Genomic DNA, 20446 nt, shown 5'->3' with positions numbered 1-20446 from the left:
GTGCGGATCACGCCGACCCGGGCGTGATGGCAAGACTGCCCGACGGCCGCCGCTGGGCGCTGGCGCCCGGATGCAGTACCACGGTCGTGAATGACGATTCGATCAACGCGGGCCCGTGCACGATGTGCGACGGCGACAGGGTCTCGAACCGGTGGACCTCGGCATCGACATGGCCCAGTGCATCGAACCAGGCCTTGCGGGTGCGGCCAGCGCCGACCGGCCGGGCACCCCCACCCTCCCCGCCACCCTCGGCACCCGAAGCACCCGAAGCACCCGAAGCACCCGACGCACCCAAAGCACCCGAAGCAACCGAACCCACCGCATCACGGGCATCCGACCGCCCCTCCGAAGCCGGCGCCCCACTCGGCAACACCTGCCGGCTGGCCCCCGTGACCGGGCAGGCCACCGTCGCCCCCCATCCGACGATCTCGACCTCGGACCCTTCATCCCGCACGGCAAACAGCGTCTCGTGCGCGGCATGGAAGGCCTCCAACACGGCGGCCAGGGCCTCGGGCCCGTCGATGCGCGGCGAGGGCAGCACCACCTGCACTTCCCACGCCTGCTCGACATACCGCGCTTCGGCCCAGAAGGTCAGGGTCGGCGCCGACACGGCGTCGCCCTGCCGCGCAATGAACGCACGGCAGCGCGCTTCCAGGTCCGCCAACGCCGCATTGACCTTGTCATAGGCAAAGTCGCCACTGCGCGCGTAGACCATGCTCTGGAAGCGCGCCGACAGGTCCGACAGCAAGGCGCCCGCCGCCGACAGCGCCGCGCCCACCTGCGGAATCAGCAGGCGGCGCGATCCCAGCCGCCGGGCGATCAGGACCGAATTCAAGCCCGCCGCGCCACCCCCGCCAATCAGCACGGCGCCGGCCGGGTCCACTCCCTGGGCCACCGACGTGTCCAGGATGGCCTGCACCATGGCTTCGGTCGCCAATTGCAGAATGGCCGATGCCGCCTGCTCCACCCCCAGCGACAAGGGGTCGGCCACGTGGTCCTGGATCGCGCGCCGGGCGGCCTCGCGGTCCAGCTGCATGGTGCCGCCCAGGAAAAAGTCGGGATCAAGATGACCGAGCACCACCGACGCATCGGTCACCGTCGGCAAGGTGCCGCCTCGGCCATAGCAGGCCGGACCGGGCTGTGACCCGGCGCTTTGCGGGCCGACATGCAGCATCCCGCCATGGTCGACCCACGCAATCGATCCGCCGCCGGCACCCACGCTCACCACATCCACCGAGGCAAAACCGCTCAGGTGGCCGCGGAACGGCAGGCCGATCCACGAATCGCGCGTCCACGGGATTTCGCCTTTGCGCACCAGGCTCACGTCGTAGGTGGTGCCGCCGGTATCCGCCACGATGACGGTATCGGTGCCTTCGTCAGCCAGCGCAAAGTGCCGGCCCGACACCGGCGCCATCGATGGACCGGAATTGATCAGATAGATCGGTGCGCGCGCGACATCCGCGCTGTCCATCACGCTGCCCTGCGACGTGACGACCAGCGTGCGGCCGGTAAAGCCGTTGTCGGTCAGGCGCCGCGACAGGGTCTCCAGATACGCCGTCATCATCGGCTTGAGCGACGCATCGATACACGTCGACGAGGCCCGCCGATATTCCCGCAGCGCCGGATTCAGTTCATGCGACAAGGTGAAGGGCACGCCGGGCAGATGGTGGGCCAGCAAGGCCCCAAGCCGGCGTTCATGGGCCGGATTGACGATGGACCACAGCAGGCAGACCGCCACCGCTTCAACCTGGCGGTCACGCATCTGGTCAACGATCCGCAGCACGACCGCATCATCAAACGGCGCGTGTTCCTGCCCGTCGGCCAACATGCGGCCAGGGATCTCCCAGGTGAGCGCGCGCGGCACATACGGGGCGGGCGACGCCACCGTGAAATCGAAGGCATCGGCGCGGCCGCCCTCGCGCAGCGTCAGCACGTCCGGATGGCCGGCCGAGGTCAGGAACGCCGTGCGCGCCGTGTTGCCCGTCACCACGGCATTGAGCGCATGCGTGGTGCCATAGATGAACATGCTGCACCGCGCGAGCAGCCCCCGCAGGCTCATGCCGAAATGCGTGCTGGCCAGCGCCAGGGCATCCATCACGCCGCACATGGGATCGGCAGGCGTGGTGGACGCCTTGAACATGTGCAGCACCTGCGCGTCGTCTTCGACGAGCAGGTCGGTGAAGGTACCGCCGGTATCTACGGCCAGGCGCATGGCGACTTCCTGAAGGGACTACACGAGACTGCAAGAATCAAACGACAAGCCAGGTCTGCACACGGCAGTCCTCAGCGGCGCGGCGGCAGGCCCAGCTGGATGCGGGCTTCAGCGGGCGTCGCCACCTGCCTGCCAATCATCTCGATGATGGTCACCGCACGTTCCACCAGTTGCCCGTTGGACGCGAACACGCCGCGCGACAGGTACAGGTTGTCTTCCAGACCCACGCGCACATTGCCGCCCAGCAGCGCGGCCTGAGCGACCATGGGCATCTGCTGGCGGCCGATGCCGAAGGCGGCCCAGTGCGCGTTCGCGGGCAGCAGGCTCTTCTGGTACAGGATGGTTTCGACCGTGCTTGGCGCGGCCCATTTCACGCCCAGCACCATCTGGTACAGCGGCGCATTGTCGATCAGGCCTTCGGCCACCATCTGGTTGCCAAACAGAATGTCGCCGGCGCTGAAGACTTCCAGCTCGGGCTTGACGCCATGCTGTTGAAACAGCCTGGCCATCTGCCGCAAGGTGCGCGTGGTATTCAGGTACACGAACTGCGTATCGCCTTCCTCCTGGTTGCCCGTGGTGATGTCCATGGACGCAATGTCCGGCAGGCAATCGGCCAGGTGACGCACGCGTTCCTGGGCAGTCAGCATGTCGCTGCCCGGCAGCCCGCGCGCTTCGTTTTCAGGATCGGGCAAAAAGAACGCGCCCAGCCCGCAGGTCAGGTTGATCAGGATGTCGACGCCGCTGTCGCGGATACGGTCGACCACTTCGCGGAACAGGGCCGGGTCCCGCGATCCTTCACCGGTTTCCGGATCCCGCACATGGATGTGCACGACCGATGCGCCCGCCGCGGCCGCTTCCAGGCAGCTGGCCGCAATCTGCGCCGGCGTGACGGGAAAGTTCGGGTGCTTGCGATTGAACGGCGCATTGCCGCTGACCGCGCAGGTCAGGATTGTCTTGGTGTCCATGCTCAGTCTTCCCACTCCACATTGCCGCTGACGGAGATCAGTTCCCCGGTAACTTTGTTGGCGCCATCGGACGCCAGGAACAGCACCATGTCGGCAATCTCTTGCGGCTCCACGGTGGTCCGCATCGAAATGAAGCGCAGCATGTCGCGGGTGACGGCCTCGATCGGCTCGCCCACCTCTTCGGCGCGGTCTCCAATGATCTTGCGCATGCGGGCGTTGTTGATGGCGCCCGGCAGGATCGCGTTGCACCGCACGTTGAACGGGCCCAGTTCGCGCGCGGCGTTCAGGGTCAGCCCTTCCACCGCGAATTTGGACGCGACGTAGGCGGTGCGCCGCGGCAGGCGGGTGCGGGTGGATCCGGTCGAAAAGTTGATGATCGCGCCATGTCGGCGGGCCTTCATGGACGGGATCGCCTGCTGCATGCAATACAGCATGCCGCCCACGTTCACGTTCATGGACTGCTGCCAGTCGGCTACCGAAATATCTTCGATCAACGCGCGCGGACCGCCAATGCCCACGTTGTTGACCAGCACGGTGATGTCGCCCATCCAGGCGCGAGCGTCGGTGAACACGCGCGCCACGTCATCGGGCGAGCCCACGTCGCAGACGGTGCCGTGCAGTTCAGGGTGGTCGGCCAGGGTGGCGGCCAATGCGTCGGCATTGGCGTCGCAGATGTGGACACGGTCGCCGCGCGCCGCAAACGCCAGGGCCATCACCTTGCCGACACTGTCGGCGCCACCGGTCACAAGAACGTTCGCGCTCATGCCTCGTCCTGGCTCAGCGAACTGGCCAGGCCGGCCGACACGCCTTCATCCGCCAGCAGACAGCTGCCATGCATGGCGCGGCTGTCGTCACTGGCCAGGAACAGCGCAATCGCGGCGATGTCTTCCACGGCGGAAAACGGCCGGCCGCTGGGGGTCGATGCCGAGATGGCTGCCATGGCGCGCGGGTCGGCACGCAGGCCGGCATTCATGGGCGTGGCGGTATTGCCTGGGGCAATCGCATTGATCTGGATGCCCACCGGCGCCAGTTCCAGCGCCAGCGCGCGCACCATCTGCACAATGGCGGCCTTGGTCGCGCAGTACACCGAAAACGGCGCAACGCCATACACGGCCGCGACCGACGCGATGCAGATGATCTTGCCGGCGCCGCGTGCCTTCATGCCCGGCACCACACCGCCAATCAGATTCCACGTGCCCTTCAGGTTCACGCCTATCATGCGGTCGAAGTCGTCGTCGGGCGTCGCGCCGGCCGGGGTCGGGTAGAACATGCCGGCGGCACTCAGCGCGATCGTGACGGGTCCCAGGTCGCGTTCGACATCGGCCACCAGCGCCGTCATCGATGCGGAACGGCGCACGTCGCATACGTAAGGCCGGGCGGTGCCGCCGGATTCCGTGATCCGGTCGCACACGCCCTGCGCCTTGCCGAGGTCCGACGAGGCCACGACGGCCACCGCGGCGCCTTCCTGGGCGAATCGCAGGGCAATGGCTTCGCCGATACCTTGGGAGCCTCCGGTGACGATGACAACGTGCTTGAGCAGCTTCATGAATGATCCGACCCGGAAGAATTCGACGGCGGGGTCAGTAAGCGCATACGCTGCAGCGTGACCCAGCCCTAGGGAAAACGCGCATGATATGATCAGATAACAAATCTTTGATCAAATATTGCGCGTTGAAGAATTGAATCACAGATACATTTTTGTATCAATGGTATTTTCGAGGTCGCGCCCACCTGGCCGCGCCCGCACCGCGTCTGCCCAGCGATCGCCCCCGGGTCCGCGCGCTTGTCACCCCATTTTCCACACGATGAAGCAAGTCCCTACCCCGCGCGCCGACGCGCTCCCCGGCCCCTCAGGCGCCGCGACCGATCCGGCCGCGGCGCCTGCGGCCGCCCCCGCGCCCCCGCTGCGCCGACGCAAGCGCCCGACGCCAGCGGCGTACACGCTTGCGCCACTGACCAGCGATTCGCCCGACACCACCCAGAACCTGGCCTACCTGGCGTTGAAGAAAGCCATTCTGGGCGGCAAGTTCTATCCGGGCACGCCCGTCACCCTGGCCAAGCTGTCGGAAATGCTGGGCACCAGCGACATGCCCATCCGCGAGGCGCTCAAGCGCCTGACTGCCGAAGGCGCGTTCGAAGCGCTGCCGAATCGGTCCCCTCGCATCCCCGTGCTATCCAAGGCGGTCGTGCGCCAGATCCTGGAACTGCGGGTCGAACTGGAAAGCATGGCCGCGGCCCAGGCCGCCGAAAACATGACCAAGCGGCACATCGACCAGCTGCAGTCGCTCGACACGGCCATGCAGCAGGCGCTGCGCACGGGGGACCTGTCGGCGTATGTCACGCTGAACATGGAATTCCATTTCCTGATTTACCGCGTGGCCGACAACGAACCCCTGCTGGCCCTGATCGAGGCCCTGTGGCTGCGCATGGCGCCGGTCGTTGCCGTCAACCTGGCCGCCATGGCCGGCAATCACGAATTGACCTCGGCCGGCAGCGGGGACCATCACGGACGGATCATCAAGGCCTTCCAGCAGCACGACGCCGCCGCGGCACGCGCCGAAATACGCGCCGACCTGACGCACCCCGGCGCCCTGTCGCGCTATGGCGATGCCGGGCCCTGAATCGTTGCATGCGCGTCTCTTCCGTAAGCAAGCCGTAACGCATCCACCCCCGGCCCACCCGCCGTCATCGCACACGGGTAGACTCCTGACGATCACCTGAACAGGAAGTGTTTCCATGGCCGGCAGCAGTTTTTTCGCTTTGCTCGATGACATCGCCACGATGCTCGATGACGTCTCCATCATGACCAAGGTGGCGTTGAAAAAAACCGCCGGGGTGCTGGGCGACGACCTGGCCCTGAACGCGCAGCAGGTCACCGGCGTGCCGGTCAACCGCGAACTGCCCGTAGTGTGGGCCGTGGCCAAAGGGTCCTTGATCAACAAGCTGATCCTGGTCCCGTCGGCCCTGGCGATCAGCGCGTTTGCGCCCTGGCTCGTCACCCCGCTGCTGATGGTGGGCGGCGCCTACCTGTGCTTTGAAGGCGCCGAAAAACTGGCGCACCGTTTCCTGCCCGACAGCAACGGTCACCACGCGCACGCTGAACGGGCGGAAGCGCTGAAGGACCCGAAGGTCGACATGGTCGCGTTCGAAAAGGACAAGATCAAAGGCGCCGTGCGCACCGACTTCATCCTGTCCGCCGAAATCATCGCGATCACGCTTGGCGCGGTGGCGACCGGCACCTTCACCGAACAGGTGGTCGTGCTGTCCGGGATCGCCCTGTTGATGACCGTGGGCGTGTATGGCCTGGTCGCCGGCATCGTCAAGCTCGACGACCTGGGCCTGTACCTGACGCAAAAAACCTCGGCCGCCGCCAAGGCGATCGGTGCAGGCATCGTGCGCGCCGCCCCGGTACTGATGAAGACCCTGTCGATCGTCGGCACCGCCGCCATGTTCATGGTGGGCGGCTCGATCCTGACCCACGGCATTCCGGTGGTTGCGCACACCATCGAAGGCTGGGCAGCCGCGGCCGGCACGATCGGTGGCGTGGGCGGCATTCTGCAAGCGATCCTGCCGACGGTGTGCAACGCCTTGTTCGGGATCGTGGCCGGCGGCCTGGTGATGGTCGTGGTGGAAGGCGTCAAGAAGCTGTTCAAGAAGAACAAGGCGGCGTGAACCCGCCGGCGACGGCCCCTCGCTCGCATTGACACTTTCTTGATGCGTTCGCGCTGAATCTGCACGCCGTTTTTGCAACACGCTTCCTACACTGGATTCGTGTTCAACAACGCGGCGGTGTCTTACGCGACCCCGCCATCATCATGCCCCCCAGATCGCCGTTCGCCGTCGTGCCGCTCGCCGCGGTCCCCTCCCTCGTCGTCAGGCCCGGGGTCGTACCGCGCGCCGCCGTACCGCGCGCCGCCGTCGCGGCCAGTGCCCTGCCTTGCAGCCTGACCCTGCGTATCGACACCCCGCGCGCCGAGGACACCCACCGTTGCCTGCAGGACTCCCTGGGCGACGCCCTCCAGATCGACGACATCGCCACCGATTGCCGCGGTGGCCGCAGCACCTTGCTGCTGCATACGGATCCGGATCACCTCGACGCCTTGATGCACACGATCATGACGTCGCTGCCCGAAGCCGAGTTCGGTCCGATCGGAATGCTGGGACGGACGGAGCGCACCGAGCGGTCCGCAGGGCTTCAGCAGCTCGACCGGTTCCAGCTGGCCGGCGAGCAGGTGCATTGATGACCGCCCTGCCGCGTCACATGCGACCCAGCGGCGTCCAGCCAGGTTTGTGGATCCCGCTGGTCACCCCGTTTCACCGTGACCGGGTGGACCTGGACGCCTTGCAGGCACTGGCCCGTGGCTTGGTCAAGGAAGGCATCACGGGGGGCGCCGTCCTCTTCGGCTCCACCGGCGAAGGGCACCTGCTCTCGATCGCCGAGCGCCGCGATGCGGCCGACGCCGTGCGCGAGGCCGCGCCGTCCCTGCCGCTGATGTTTGGCGCGGGCGGCATCGACACGCGCGACGTGGCCCGCGATCTGCGCGCGCTCGACAGCCTGCAACCCGACGCCTGGCTGATCCCGCCCCCCTGCTATCTGCAGCCTTCAGAAGCCGGCATCCACTGGCACTACGCGACGCTGGGCGACGCGTCGGACCGCCCCATCGTGATCTACGACGTACCCGGCCGCACGGGTGTCCGCCTGTCCGCCAGCGCCGTGGAATCCTTGTGCGAGACCACGTCGTGCGCGGCCATCAAGGCCTGCGACGCCACGCTGCGCAGCGACCTGGTCGCACGCGGGCGGGTCCCGGTGTTCTGTGGGGATGACACCGCGTTTCTGGCCCATGCCATCGCGGGGGGACAGGGCGCGATCAGCGCATCCGCCCATGTCCGGCCGGATCTGTTCGCGGCGATCCTGCGGCTGGTTGAAACGGATGCGGTGCCGCTTGCGCAAGAATGGTTCGATGCCGTGCTGCCGCTCATCCACGCACTGTTCCGGGAACCCAACCCGGCGCCGCTCAAAGCGCTGCTCGCCCGGCAAGGGCGGATCCACGATGAACTGCGCCGGCCCCTGACGCCCGCCTCCCGGACCCTGGGCCGGCAGGTGCACGCACTGGCAGCGGCCCTGCCGTCGCGCGACCTGGTGCAGCGTCTGCGGGATGACGTGCTGGCGACGTCCTAACGCCCGGTCGGCCGCTGCCCCAGCTCCCGCGACAGCACGGCCGCCTCGGCAACCAGCAGGGCCCCGAAACGCGCCACGTCATCCGCATCCAGCCGCACGCCAGGGCCAAAGATGCAGATGGATCCGGCCACGCGATCCGACCCGTCAAAGAACGGCGCCGCCACCGCCACGGCGCCGGTGATCAACTCATCGCGGCTCATGGCGTAGCCGCGCTCGCGCACCTCGTCCAGGGCGGCTGGATACGTGGCCAGATCCATGTCTATCCCCGCGGCATAGGTCGCCAGCGCATCCGCCGACAAAGGCATGTTGGCCAGGATGCAACGGCCGCTGGCGCCCAGCACCAGCCGCTCGCGATAGCCCACGCCGCGCTTGAAGCTCAAAGGCTGCACGCTGGGCAACTCTTCCACGCACAGCCGGTACACGCCTTCGGGTACGAACAGCGCGACCGTCTCGCCCGTGGCTTCCCACAGGCGCGTCAGCATCGGTTCGGCGATCGTATGGATGCTCAGGCTGGCCCGCCACACATGCGCGAGCCGCGCAACCGAACTGCCCAGACGAAAACGCTGCGGATCGCCCGACGACACCAGAAAGTGATTCTGCTCCAGCGTCGCCAAAAGCCGGTACAGCGTCGGCCGGCTCAGGTTCACCCGCTTGAGCAGTTCGGCCACCGTCAGCCCTTCGTCTCCCGGCCGCCAGGCCGAAAGAATTTCCAGGGCCCGATCCACTGCCCGGACGCTGTCCTGCCCCTTGTCGTTTTCCACGCCGCCCCGCCATCCGCAAAACCTGCATGTTACTGAACCCGTGCCCACCCGCCGCACGCATGTTGACACGCCGAAATCCATGTCCGTAGAATGGACACCATTATCACTAAGCGGACAACCTGATTCAAGGTTGAGGAGACACGATGGACAAAACGATGGCAGACACCTTGGTTCGTACCGGCCCGGGCACCCTGATGGGCAACGTCATGCGGCGCTATTGGGTGCCGGTGCTGCAAGCCAATGAGATTGCCGAACCCGACTGTCCGCCGGTCAAGGTGCAGATCCTGGGCGAAAAGCTGCTGGCCTTTCGCGACACCGAAGGCAAGGCCGCGCTGATCAGCGAGTTCTGCTCGCACCGCGGCGTCTCGCTCTACTTTGGCCGCAATGAAGAAAACGGCATCCGCTGCGCCTACCACGGGCTCAAGTTCGACCGCGACGGCAACTGTGTGGACGTGCCGTCCGCCCCGCAGGCCTGCAAGGCGATGGGCATCACTGCCTACCCCTGTATGGAAATGGCCGGTCTGGTGTGGGCCTATATGGGTCCGAAAGACAAGATGCCCGCGCCGCCCGATGTGGAGTGGTGCACCCTGCCGCCCAGCCATGTGTTCGTGTCCAAACGCCTGCAGGAATGCAACTACCTGCAGGCCATGGAAGGCGGCATCGACACCAGCCACGTGTCCTACGTGCATCGCTACGAGGTCGACACCGATCCCATGCACCAGGGCACCAAGGCGCTCGACTACATCAAGGCCGACGGCAACGTCATTTTCGACATCGAAAAGACGCCGTTCGGGCTGACCCTGTTCGGCCGCCGCAATGGCGACGCCGACACCTACTACTGGCGCGTCACGCAGTACCTCTTCCCCTGGTACACCCTGATCCCCCCGTTTGGCGACCACTCGCTGGCAGGCCATGTCTGGGTGCCGATCGATGACCATTCCTGCTGGGCCTGGAGCATCAACTTCCGGCCGGACCGTCCGCTCAGCGACGAAGAAATGGCCGACCTGGAAGCCGGCAAGGGCATCCACTGCGAGTACGAAGCAGGCAGCAACCAGCCGGGTGGCACCTTCCGGCCCAAGGCCAACAAAGACAACGACTACCTGATGGACCGCCAGGCGCAGAAAGACAAACGGGCCTATAGCGGCGTGTTCGGCTTTGCGGTGCAGGACTCGTCCCTGCAGGAAAGCATGGGACTGATCCAGAACCTCAGCGACGAAAAACTGCTGCCCACGGATCGCGCGATCGTCATGGCGCGCCGCATGTTGCTTGAGGCGGCCAACGCGCTGGAACAGGAACAGGCCGATCCGCCCGCGCTGGCCGCCGACAAGCAGCGGGTGCGCGCGGCCGGTGTACTGCTGCCGCGCGACCAGGACCCGCAAGACTGGGCCGCCGTCCACCTGGCGGACGGCAAGGACCAGCCCGTCTACACGATCTGACCCGCGCCGCGTGCCAGCCCCGCGCACCGGTAGCCCACCGGGCAAGGGTGCCGGGCGCGGCGGCCTGGTTCCCGTCCTCAGTTCCGCCTTGAGTTTCCGCCACGACGCACCCGCGCCGTGGCACGACGTCCGGACCCGGCGCGCAGACGCCTGGCCTTCCCCCAACGGAGACACCTTCATGCCCCTCTTCCCGTTCCGCCGCGCGCTGCTGGCCGCCGCCCTGCTGTCCTGTACGCTGCCGACCGCTACGCTGGCCGCTGCACCGGCCACCCCGCAGGCCACCCCGCAGGCCACCCCGCAGGCCGCCGACTGGGCGCCCACCAAACTTGTCCGCATCGTGGTGCCTATCGTCGGCAGCACCAACGACGTCCTGGCCCGCCTGGTCGCGCCCGAACTGCAGCGCGTGCTGGGCCAGACGGTCATCGTCGAAAACAAGGGGGGCGCCGGCGGCAACATCGGCACGGCGGAAGTCGCGCGGTCCGCGCCCGATGGCCACACCTTGCTGGTCGGCTTCAACGGGCCGATCGCCATCAACCCGACCCTGTACAGCAAGCTGCCCTACGACCCGATCAAAGACCTGTCGCCCATCACGCTGGCCGTCACGTCGCCCCAGTTCCTGGCGGTAAATGCCAACGTGCCGGTCAAGACCGTGGCCGACCTGGTCGCGCTGAGCAAGACCAAGAACATGGCCTACGCGTCGGTATCAACCGGCAGCGCGTCGCACCTGACCATGGAAATGCTCAAGTCGGCCGCCAAGATAGACATTGCCCACGTGCCCTACAAAGGCGCGGGCCCGGCCGTCGTGGACCTGGTCGGCGGACAGGTCGATGCCGCCTTCATGGTGCCCGGCAACGTCCAGCAATTCGCGAAAGAAGGCCGCGTGCATCTGATCGCATCCACCGGCGAAAAGCGGTTCGCGTCGACCCCGAATGTGCCGACCATGATCGAGTCGGGCTACCCCGGTTTCGTTGCGCTGTCGTGGATCGGCTTCTTTGCCCCGGGCGGCACGCCGCAGCCGATCATCGATCGCTACAACCGCGAACTGGTGGCGATCCTCAAGCAACCGGAAATCCGGGCCAAGCTGGAACAGATGGAATTTGACGTGGTGGCCAGTTCGCCCCGCCAATTCGCCGACTGGATACAGACCGAAATCCCGCGCTGGGGCAAGGTCATCAAAGACACCGGCGCCAAGGCCGACTAAGGAGCCCGTATGTCACAGCACGACACCGCTACCTCTGCCGATGCCACCCGCCGCGGCGGACGGCTGCACGGAAAATGCGCGCTTATTACCGGTGGTGGCGGCGGGATCGGCGCGGCCACGGCAGACGTGTTCTGCGCCGAAGGCGCATCCGTGATGCTGGTCGACGCCAGCGAAGACGGCCTGGCCCGGACCGCCGCGGCCCTGCGCGCGGCGCACCCGAGGGCCCACGTCCTGACCTGCGTCGCCGATGTTTCCGATGCCGATCGCGCACGCCAGGCCGTGGCCCAGGCGGTCAAGGGGTTGGGCGGCCTGGACATCCTGGTCAACAACGCGGCCATGCGCAATTACGACGCGCTGGCCGACGTCACCCCCGCCGCGTGGCAGGCCATGGTCGCCGTCAACCTGGTCGGCCCGTCCAACTACATTACGGCGGCGTTGCCCGCCCTGCGGGCGTCGGGCAAAGGCAGTGTGGTGACGGTGTCCTCGTGTTACGCCGTGACCGGGCGCAAGGGCATGGGCCTGTACGACACGACCAAAGCCGGCCTGCTCGCCATGACCCGCACCCTGGCGTGCGAAGAAGCCGCCCATGGCGTGCGCGCCAATGCGTTGTGCCCGGGGTCCACGTTGACCGGCTTCCACCTTGGCCGCGCGCAGGCCAGCGGCAAGTCGGTGGAGCTGCTCAAGACCCAGCGGCAGGACACGTCCATGCTGGGGCGCTGGGCCAGTCCGGAAGAAATCGCCTGGCCTATCCTGTGGCTGGCGTCGGACGAAGCGTCCTTCATTACCGGCGCGACACTGATGGTCGACGGCGGCTTGTCGGCGATGTGAATCGCGGATGGCCAGACCGGCCAAGTCGACCAGCGGTCAGGGTAGCCCGCACAAGGTCACGGCCGCGTCGACGACGACGGGCTCAGCGGTGAGAGTTTGTGCTGCGGTGCAGGGACGGCGGCCCAGGCTTTGAATCGATACCGCGACTCGTGCCCCGGCCGGCTCGATCACACGAAGCCGGCCTTGCGCGCGCCGAACTCTCGCAATGCCGGAAAGATGTCATCCAGATCCCCGGCACTTGCGCCGAACCACCCGCCCAGGGTGGCGGCAAAGGTCTCGACGGATGTCGACGGCAACATGCGCCCGTGGTCGACAAAGCCTGGCCCGGCCACATCGATATCCGGGTGCGATCCATACAACCGGCCCCCGCGCACCGCGCCGCCCATCACCAGGTGATGGCCGCCCCAGCCGTGGTCCGACCCGTTGCCATTCGACGTCAAGGTGCGGCCAAACTCCGACGCCGTAAACGTCGTCACCTGCTTGCCCATCCCCATCGCATCGATCGCCTGCTGGAACGCCGCCATGGCCGACCCCAACTGCGTCAGCAAATCCTTGTGCGCACCCATCAGGCCATCGTGATTGTCAAAGCCATTCAGCGTCACCACGAACACCTGACGGTTCACCTCCAGGCTGCGCCGCGCCGCGATCATGCGCGCCACCACCTTCAGTTGCTTGGCAAACGGCGTCGCAAAATCCCCTTGCACCGTGATCGGCTCCAACGCCGCGCGCAACGTGGCATCGGCCTCGATCGACCGCGCCACCGTTTGCGCATGCAGATCGCCCAGCACATGCTGTTGCGACTGCGTAATCAACTCGCGCAGCAAGGCAGTGCACGTGCTCGATCCGTAGGTGTCCCGGCGCAGCAATTCGATCGGCGTCGATCCATCGATGCCCACGCGATAGCCTGCCACATGCCGGCCCGACAGCAACACCGCGCCCTCGCCCGCCGTCACGTTTGCAAACGTGCTCTTGCCCTTGCCCGATGCAAACAGATCCGCCAGCCGTCCACCCCAGCCCGTCGACGCGCCTTCCGGCGCCAACGCCTGCCAGTAGGCCTGCTGGTCATTGTGCGAAAAGAGCTTGGGCGGCAAGGGCACACTGCCCGAGATGTACTGCGCCTTGGTCGTCGGCACCATCAGCGGCCCGACATTCAACTGCACCGCCAGCTGGCCCTTGTCGAACAGAGGCTTGAGCGGCGCCAGACCAGGCGCCAGCGCAAACTGCGCATCGCCGTCCGCCCCGCCCTGCACGCGCAACGCCGTGGCCTCCAGACTGTTGCGCGGCAAGGCGATATCCGTGCGCGCCGCCGCGTACTTGCGATAACCCGCCGCATCGTACGGAACGATCGTGTTGTACGGATCGTTGCCGCCGTACAGGAAGATGCAGACCAGCGCCTTGTAATCCGTCGCCGACTGCGCCGCCGCCTCGCTCATGGCCCCCAGCCCCAGCGCCAGCGGACTCGCCGCGCCCAGGCCGGAAATGAGAGGACCCGCGACACCGCCCGCCCCCAGTGCCGACATCTGCTTCAGGAACGTACGACGCGCCTCTCCCGCCAGACTGGCCGGGCGAAAGGGCTGCGAACGACGCGATGGCTTGGATGAATCGGACATGACGCTCCAGATGAGTGCTACGACAGGTTGTTCTACGACAGGTGGTTCTTACGACAGGTGGTTCTACGACAGGTGGTTCTACGACAGGTGGTTCTACGACAGGCAGTTCTTACGACGGGGAGTTCTTACGGCAGGTTGTTCTATGACAGCTTGTTCTTACGGCAGGTTGCTCTTACGGCAGGTTGTTCGCCCACAAGGGGTTCTACGACAGGCGTCTCTACGACAGCGGGTTCTGCGACTTGGCTCCATGCGACCGAGGGCTCCACGAAAGACCGGCGCTGCTCACTTCTGCGCATTGCTCATTCTTGAACGCCGCGAAAAATTGCCCTGCGCTCATTTCTGAACCAGGTATTCCGGGCTCGCCACCACCAGCATCACCGCGGCCCGCACGCGGTCCTTCGCGCGATCCGCCGGGATCTCGGCCACCGCCTTCGCAATGCGGCCCGCCGTCTTGTCGCTGTAGGCATCCCCGGCCAGCAGGGTCACGATGTGATCCACCAATGCCGGCGTATCGCCCGCCAGCTTCACCTCGTCCGCATACGCGGTCTGCAGGTCTTCCCAACCCCGGTCCACGTAAATGGCCACGAAATTCAGATACCCGGCCACACTGGTCTCATCGGTAATCTGCAGCTCCGGCGCGACCAGCCCCTTGCGTTCCAGCTTGTCCCCCGGCGGCGAATAGCCGGGCCGGAAAAAGTTGAACACCGACGGCGAACGCATCGGACTCTGCGCCAGCCGGATCGTGTTGTCCGACGTATCCGGCATCGACCATTTGCCATTGGTCGACGTCGCCTTGAAGGCCCGCGCCCATGCCGCAAACCGCACGATAGGCTCACGCACCTTGCCCCAGGTCGGCGACGACAGGTCCGGCGACCGCGCTTCCGCGTCCAGCAAAATCGCACGGAACACCGCGCGCAGGTTCCCGCGCACGCCCTTGCCATCGTCATCGAACACGGCCGACACCCGCCGCACGTACGCCGGCGACGGATTGCTTGTCACCAGCCGCTGAATCATCTGCCGCCCGATAAACGGCCCCACATTCGGATGCGCGGCCAGCGTATCCATCGCCATCTTCAACGCCGTATTGCCGTCCGTGCCCGCCTTGATCGTCGTACCCAAAAAGCGCTTTTCACCCGGCGAATGCTGCGCGGCATCCAGCGCCATCGGCCGGCGATGAAACTCCACATCGCCTTCCCCGCCACTCAGATCCCAGCCCGTAAACACCTTGGCCAGCCCCTGCACATCCGCATTGGTATAGGTGTCCACCGGCTTGCCCTTCACCAGCTTGGGCGTGCCATCCGGATTGAGCTGATACAGGCCGATCGTGAACAGCTGCATCACCTCGCGCGCGTAGTTTTCGTCCGGCTGCCGGCCCGTCTTCGCGTCTTCCTTGCGGTTGCCGCGAAACGTCAGCATCGACGCCATCGACAGGCTGCGCGACACCGCTTCGATCAGCTCGCGGAACGTGCCGAACGCATGTCGGGTCAGCAGGTCCATGAACGACGCCGCGCCAAACAGCGGCCACGACGCCGTCACCGCCGCGACGTTCACGACAAAGATTTCCGACAACGCAAACGCCGCGCGCACGCGCACCGCGTCGGGCGCGCTGATGAACGCGCGCCACATCGTGGCATCCAGCGGTGCATTGATCCCGTTGCCCTTGAAGGCCTCGGTATTCACTTTCTGCGATAGCAGCCAGTCGAAATGCGTGATCGACGGCGGCATGGCCAACTGCGTATCCAGCCAGCGCGCATAGCCCTGCTTGACGACCGCATCGATCGCCTCGGGCGTGGGGCCAAACGTGGCTTGGGCAAGAAAACGCGAGGCCGCGCCGCGCGTGGGCGTGTGCGCCGAATCGGCGCGTACGTCGGGTGGCATGGTGAGCGGTCCTGATGCCCGCGCAAAACCGGCGCGAGCGAGGCGGCAGCAGGCAGGCATACTGTCCGGAAGTGGCCAGCGGCGGACCACACGTCGGACGCCCACCTGCATCGGTTAGAGGAGTCAATTCCAGTGTAGGCCACCCCCGCCACGATCGCGTCCTGCTTCCGGCTTCATCCTTGGTACTAGTTCTTCATGTCAGGACTGGGGATGGCGGCGGTCTACCCCCGCACCGCAGCCGCCTCTGCCGGAGCCACGGACAACCGCAACCCCACCGCATGCAGCACGGCCAGCAAGGTCTTTAGCGTTGGGTTGCCGGTGGGCGACAAGGCGCGATACAAAGCTTCGCGGCTGATACCCGCCTCGCGCGCCACCATCCCCAGGCCCCCATAAGCTTCAGCAACGTCACGTAATGCCAGCAGGCCGACCGCGCGAAAGTTCGGATCGTCGAGCTCTTCAAGCGCGGACTTCAAATACTCGATCGCGAATTCGCGATCAGCGCGCAACTCCGCGATAGTGGCTTCCGAATGGGACACTGAGGCAGTGTGCTTCCGAAGCGTCATGATTCTCTCCGTTTCCAATCAAGCCAATAGGACTTGGCGATAGCGATGTCTGCCTGTTGAGATCCTTTGTCACCGCCAGCCAAAAGGATCACCAGCTGTGAGCCATGGCGACCCAGATAGACTCGATATCCCGCACCGACGTCTTCGCGCAGTTCAAGCACACCATCACCCACGGTCCTGATGTCACCAAGCAGGCCTAGCGATACACGACGAATCCGGATTTCCAGCTTCGATCGCGCTCGCGCATCGCGAAGACTCGTCAGCCAATCAGTCAGCGGTACTGAACCATCACTGCGCTGATAGCGCCGCACCTCGACCATATCCAACACCCATTGTAATTTAAAAGCTACACGCTTTCGCAACGACTCATGGCGCAGCGGCGACCCCAGTGCAATCAACAAGCCACTGCTTGTATGCGTTGCCCTTGTTATCGGCCGCCGCCAACCCAAGTCCGATCCGCGCTTGTACGCTACGCGCAAACTGTCATACCGGCCCTCCAAAAGAAAAAGGCCCGTGCACACTGGCACGGGCCTTCTCCCTCGCAGCACCTTCGCTGTGTCGTCTGCTTACTCTTCCAAGGTGTACGCCAGCACCGAATCGCCCGGCGTGGTGCCGATCGAGCCGTGGCCGCCCGCTGCCAGGACAACGTACTGCTTGCCGTCCGCGCCGCGGTAGGTCATGGGCGTGGCCTGGCCGCCGGCGGGCAGGCGGGCCTTCCACAGTTCTTCGCCCGTGCTCACGTTATAGGCGCGCAAGTAGTTGTCCAGCGTGGCCGCGGTGAAGGACACGCCGCCGCCGGTCATCAGCGTGCCGCCGTGGCTGATGATGCCCATGGGCAGCGGAATCGGGAACGGGAACGGCAGGAAGCTCGTCTTCTGGTCCTTGACGGTACCGTTGCGGCGCATCCAGGCGGTCTCGCCGCTTTTCAGGTCCACACCAGCCATGGTGCCCCAGGGGGGTGCCTGGCACGGCAGGCCCAGGCCCGACCGGAAGTGCTGGATGCTGACGGCGAAACGGGCGCCGAAGTTCTCGTTGAACACCGGCTTGCCATCTTTCGTGACCATGCGCTGGTCAGGCTTCTGCTGGTACTCGGGCCGTTCCACGAAGTGGTACAGGTAGGCCAGGCGCACCGGCGTGCCGATCAGGACTTGGCGCACCGGGTCCACGGCGACGCTGCCCCAGTTGAACACCCCGATATTGCCGGGGTAGACCAGCGAACCGGCAATCGTTGGCGGCGTCCACGGGTTGCCGTCGTAACGATGCTTGTTGAACGTGATGCGGCACATCAGCTGGTCGATCGGCGTCGTGCCCCACATGTCGCGCTCTTTCAGTGCGGGCGGAATGAAGTTCAGAGACGACACCGGCTGCGTGGGCGATGGTTTTTCGCCGGGCACGTCGGTCTCGGTCGAAACCTTCACTTCTTCAACTGGCAGCACGGGCTTGCCGTTGCGGCGGTCCAGCACGAACAGGTTGCCGCCCTTGGTCGGCAGCACCAAGGAAGGCACCTGGGCGCCCTGCACGGTCAGGTCGAGCAGCGACGGCTGCGAGGGATTGTCGCGGTCCCACAGATCGTGATGCGAGGTCTGGAAGCGCCAGATGGGCGATCCGGTCTTCAGGTCCAGTGCCACCACCGTGTCGGTATAGGCTTCGTCGTCGATCGACCGGTCGATACCCAACTGGTCAGGCGACTTGTTGCCAAGCGGCACGTAGACCAGCCCAAGCGCCTCGTCGGCCGCAAAGATGGTCCAGCTGGTGGCCGAGTTCGGCGTGTAGGTCCGGCCTTCCGGCAGCGGACGCGTGTCCGACGGATTGCCTGCATCGAAATTCCAGACCAGCTTGCCGGTCCGCACGTCAAACGCGCGCGTCACGCCCGACGGGTTGTTCACGTATGCATTGTCGATAATGGAGCCGCCCACGATCGCCAGGTCGCGCGTCACGGTCGGCGGCGAGGTCTGCATGTACGTGGACTTGCGGATATTGGTCAGGCCCTTGAGCAGGTTGACGTAACCGCCTTCGCCAAAGCCCTGGCACAACTTGCCGGTGTTGGCATCGACCGCGAACAGGCGGCCGTCGGTCGTGGTGGCGACCACACGGCGGCGGCAATCCGCCGTCGCGCCAGCCGCAGGCGTGGACACCGCAGCACCGGCCGCAGCCCCCCCGGCACCCGCAGCGCCAGCACGGCCCGCAGCTGCCGCATCCTCATCGTGATACGACACGCCGCGGCAGGTCTGGTGCTGCAGCATGGCGTCCGGCTCGACCACCGGGTCGAACTTCCAGCGTTCCTTGCCGGTCGCCGGGTCCAGCGCCACGATACGGTTGTGCGGCGTGCACAGGTACAGCATGCCGTTGACCTTCAGCGGGGTGGCCTCGAACGTGTATTCGGACGCGTCCCGCGCCGGATCGCGCAAGTCCCCGGTGTGGTATTCCCACGCCAGCTTGAGCTTGCCGACGTTATCCAGGTTGATGTCCTTGAGCGACGAGTACCGCTGGCCCAGGTTGTTGCCCCCATAGGCCACCCAGTCATCGGCCGGGAACGGCGCCGTCCCGGGAATGGCAGGCGGCGGCACCGCGTCGGCTTGCGTGGTCGGCAGGCTGCCTTCGGTCGGGAAAGGATCGTAGAAGCACATGCCGATCGTCAGCACGATCAGCAGCCCCATGACGCCGGCCAGCAGGCCATGCGCGCCCTTCCACAAAGGCGCGATGCCGCGGCGGCCGTCTTGGGCCTTCAGGCGCTTCGAAATCGGATCGACATTGTTCTGCCGAGCGACCTGCCCGTTGTTCAGGCGGCGCGCCACGAACGGCAGCGCCAGCCACAGCCCCAGCACGGCCAGCAAGGCGCCGCGCGGAATCAGCTGCCATTTGTCGAATCCCACTTCCCACAGGGACCAGACCAGCGTCAGCAGCAGCACCACCGCATACACGCCGAATGCGGCGCGGCGGCGGCGCATGATCAGCACGCCAGACAGAATGAGGCCCAGCCCCATCACGATATAAAACGGACTTCCTCCGACCGTGACGAGGGATATACCCAAGCCCCCGATGACGAGACCAAGCAGACTGAAAAGCATGCCGGTGATTAGTACTAACATCTATTGACCCCCAGTTAAGTGCGAATAGTCCCACATCCGTGGCGCGCAGCAGGGCATAACCCTTGGGCAATCCTTGGATAGATTGGTCATGATCGGACCGATTCCGCGGCAGGGGCGGCTGGCAATGCACCGTTACGCGACGCTCGGACGCGTTGGGCATGCAGCAGGGAAAATGCCCGCCAGGCGGGCGCAAGACGCGCCGCTGTGCTCATCGTGCGGACACGCAGGAGACACGCCCTGCGACAGGTCCCGCGCACGAATGGGGATATCATCAAACCATGCATCACCTTAAAGTGACCTGATGAACGTACTGATCAACAGCCTCGTTTTTGTCTCGACTGTAGTCGGGATGGAGCTTTTCGCCATCGTCGCGCACAAGTACATCATGCACGGCTGGGGATGGGGCTGGCATGCGTCGCACCACGCGCCGCGCACCGGCTGGTTCGAAAAGAACGACCTGTACGCCGTGGTGTTCGCGGGGGTGTCGATCGTGCTGATCGCGCTGGGGTCAGCCGGCTATCACCCGCTGGAATGGATAGGCGCGGGCATGACGGGCTACGGCCTGTTGTATTTCCTGGCGCATGACGGGCTGGTGCACCGCCGACTGCCCTGGCGCTACACGCCGCGGCAGGGGTACCTGAAGCGGCTGTACCAGGCGCACCGCATCCACCATGCCGTCCACGGCAAGGAAGGCTGCGTCTCGTTCGGTTTTCTGTACGCGCCG

General features: G+C 65.8%; 17 protein-coding genes and 1 pseudogene. 8 read left to right on the top strand and 10 right to left on the bottom strand.

Annotated features, from left to right (window positions below; genetic code table 11):
• Positions 1-7: 7 nt before the first annotated feature.
• The 4 genes from HD883_RS22095 to HD883_RS22080 form a co-directional block, all read right to left on the bottom strand.
• Positions 8-2212 (bottom strand): hydantoinase/oxoprolinase family protein, encoded by a 2205-nt coding sequence (locus HD883_RS22095; protein WP_257022593.1) that lies wholly within the window; start codon positions 2210-2212, stop codon positions 8-10.
• A 71-nt stretch (positions 2213-2283) separates the two neighbouring features.
• Positions 2284-3177, bottom strand: a complete 894-nt coding sequence (locus HD883_RS22090; RefSeq protein WP_179589137.1) for a 3-keto-5-aminohexanoate cleavage protein — start codon at positions 3175-3177, stop codon at positions 2284-2286.
• Between the two features lie 2 nt (positions 3178-3179).
• A complete protein-coding gene (locus tag HD883_RS22085; protein ID WP_179589136.1) occupies positions 3180-3941 on the bottom strand; it encodes an SDR family oxidoreductase in 762 nt (253 codons plus the stop codon).
• The gene (locus HD883_RS22080; protein WP_179589135.1) at positions 3938-4723 is read right to left on the bottom strand and encodes an SDR family NAD(P)-dependent oxidoreductase; all 786 of its coding nucleotides are present in this window, start codon (positions 4721-4723) and stop codon (positions 3938-3940) included. Before HD883_RS22080 ends, HD883_RS22085 begins: the two co-directional genes overlap by 4 nt.
• Before the next feature lie 259 nt (positions 4724-4982).
• Between HD883_RS22080 and HD883_RS22075 the strand changes: the two genes are divergently transcribed.
• The 4 genes from HD883_RS22075 (at position 4983) to HD883_RS22060 (ending at position 8356) form a co-directional block, all read left to right on the top strand.
• Positions 4983-5798, top strand: a complete 816-nt coding sequence (locus HD883_RS22075; RefSeq protein ID WP_179589134.1) for a GntR family transcriptional regulator — start codon at positions 4983-4985, stop codon at positions 5796-5798.
• Positions 5799-5913: 115 nt separating this feature from the next.
• Positions 5914-6849 (top strand): DUF808 domain-containing protein, encoded by a 936-nt coding sequence (locus HD883_RS22070; protein ID WP_179589133.1) that lies wholly within the window; start codon positions 5914-5916, stop codon positions 6847-6849.
• A 143-nt stretch (positions 6850-6992) separates the two neighbouring features.
• Positions 6993-7418, top strand: coding sequence for a hypothetical protein (locus HD883_RS22065; protein WP_179589132.1), 426 nt, complete (start codon positions 6993-6995; stop codon positions 7416-7418).
• The gene (locus HD883_RS22060; protein ID WP_179589131.1) at positions 7418-8356 is read left to right on the top strand and encodes a dihydrodipicolinate synthase family protein; all 939 of its coding nucleotides are present in this window, start codon (positions 7418-7420) and stop codon (positions 8354-8356) included. The genes HD883_RS22065 and HD883_RS22060 overlap by 1 nt, the downstream gene beginning before the upstream one ends.
• Here HD883_RS22060 and HD883_RS22055 read toward each other — a convergent pair.
• The gene (locus HD883_RS22055) at positions 8353-9117 is read right to left on the bottom strand and encodes an IclR family transcriptional regulator (protein WP_373563451.1); all 765 of its coding nucleotides are present in this window, start codon (positions 9115-9117) and stop codon (positions 8353-8355) included. The two genes, HD883_RS22060 and HD883_RS22055, sit on opposite strands and share 4 nt — an antisense overlap.
• A gap of 143 nt (positions 9118-9260) precedes the next feature.
• Here HD883_RS22055 and HD883_RS22050 point away from each other — a divergent pair, with 143 nt between their 5' ends.
• From HD883_RS22050 to HD883_RS22040, 3 genes are all read left to right on the top strand, one after another.
• Positions 9261-10553, top strand: coding sequence for a Rieske 2Fe-2S domain-containing protein (locus HD883_RS22050; RefSeq protein WP_179589129.1), 1293 nt, complete (start codon positions 9261-9263; stop codon positions 10551-10553).
• Positions 10554-10731: 178 nt separating this feature from the next.
• On the top strand, positions 10732-11754 hold the full coding sequence (locus HD883_RS22045) for a Bug family tripartite tricarboxylate transporter substrate binding protein (protein ID WP_179589128.1): 1023 nt from the start codon (positions 10732-10734) through the stop codon (positions 11752-11754).
• A gap of 9 nt (positions 11755-11763) precedes the next feature.
• A complete protein-coding gene (locus HD883_RS22040; protein WP_179589127.1) occupies positions 11764-12582 on the top strand; it encodes an SDR family NAD(P)-dependent oxidoreductase in 819 nt (272 codons plus the stop codon).
• A gap of 167 nt (positions 12583-12749) precedes the next feature.
• On the opposite strand, the gene HD883_RS22035 is transcribed toward HD883_RS22040, so the two are convergent.
• The 5 genes from HD883_RS22035 to HD883_RS22015 all read right to left on the bottom strand — a co-directional run bounded on the left by HD883_RS22035 (position 12750) and on the right by HD883_RS22015 (position 19701).
• Positions 12750-14192, bottom strand: coding sequence for a DUF1501 domain-containing protein (locus tag HD883_RS22035; protein WP_257022592.1), 1443 nt, complete (start codon positions 14190-14192; stop codon positions 12750-12752).
• A gap of 333 nt (positions 14193-14525) precedes the next feature.
• Positions 14526-16070 carry a DUF1800 domain-containing protein gene (locus HD883_RS22030; protein WP_179589126.1) on the bottom strand — a complete coding sequence of 515 codons (1545 nt, stop codon included), beginning with the start codon at positions 16068-16070 and terminating at the stop codon, positions 14526-14528.
• Positions 16071-16291: 221 nt separating this feature from the next.
• Positions 16292-16633 carry an addiction module antidote protein gene (locus tag HD883_RS22025; protein WP_179589125.1) on the bottom strand — a complete coding sequence of 114 codons (342 nt, stop codon included), beginning with the start codon at positions 16631-16633 and terminating at the stop codon, positions 16292-16294.
• Entirely contained in the window at positions 16630-16962 is a 333-nt protein-coding gene (locus HD883_RS22020) for a type II toxin-antitoxin system RelE/ParE family toxin (protein ID WP_373563467.1), read from the bottom strand. The genes HD883_RS22025 and HD883_RS22020 overlap by 4 nt, the downstream gene beginning before the upstream one ends.
• Positions 16963-17199: 237 nt before the next feature.
• Entirely contained in the window at positions 17200-19701 is a 2502-nt protein-coding gene (locus HD883_RS22015) for a membrane-bound PQQ-dependent dehydrogenase, glucose/quinate/shikimate family (protein WP_257022591.1), read from the bottom strand.
• Between the two features lie 322 nt (positions 19702-20023).
• On the opposite strand from HD883_RS22015, the pseudogene HD883_RS27805 reads away from it, so the two are divergent.
• Positions 20024-20419, top strand: a pseudogene (locus HD883_RS27805) (sterol desaturase family protein); the annotation flags it as partial.
• Between the last annotated feature and the right edge of the window lie 27 nt (positions 20420-20446).

The organism is Pigmentiphaga litoralis (genome assembly GCF_013408655.1).
Classification (GTDB): domain Bacteria; phylum Pseudomonadota; class Gammaproteobacteria; order Burkholderiales; family Burkholderiaceae_B; genus Pigmentiphaga; species Pigmentiphaga litoralis_A.
Note: the sequence above shows the minus strand (reverse complement) of the source record. Positions and strands in the feature narration are given on the sequence as shown.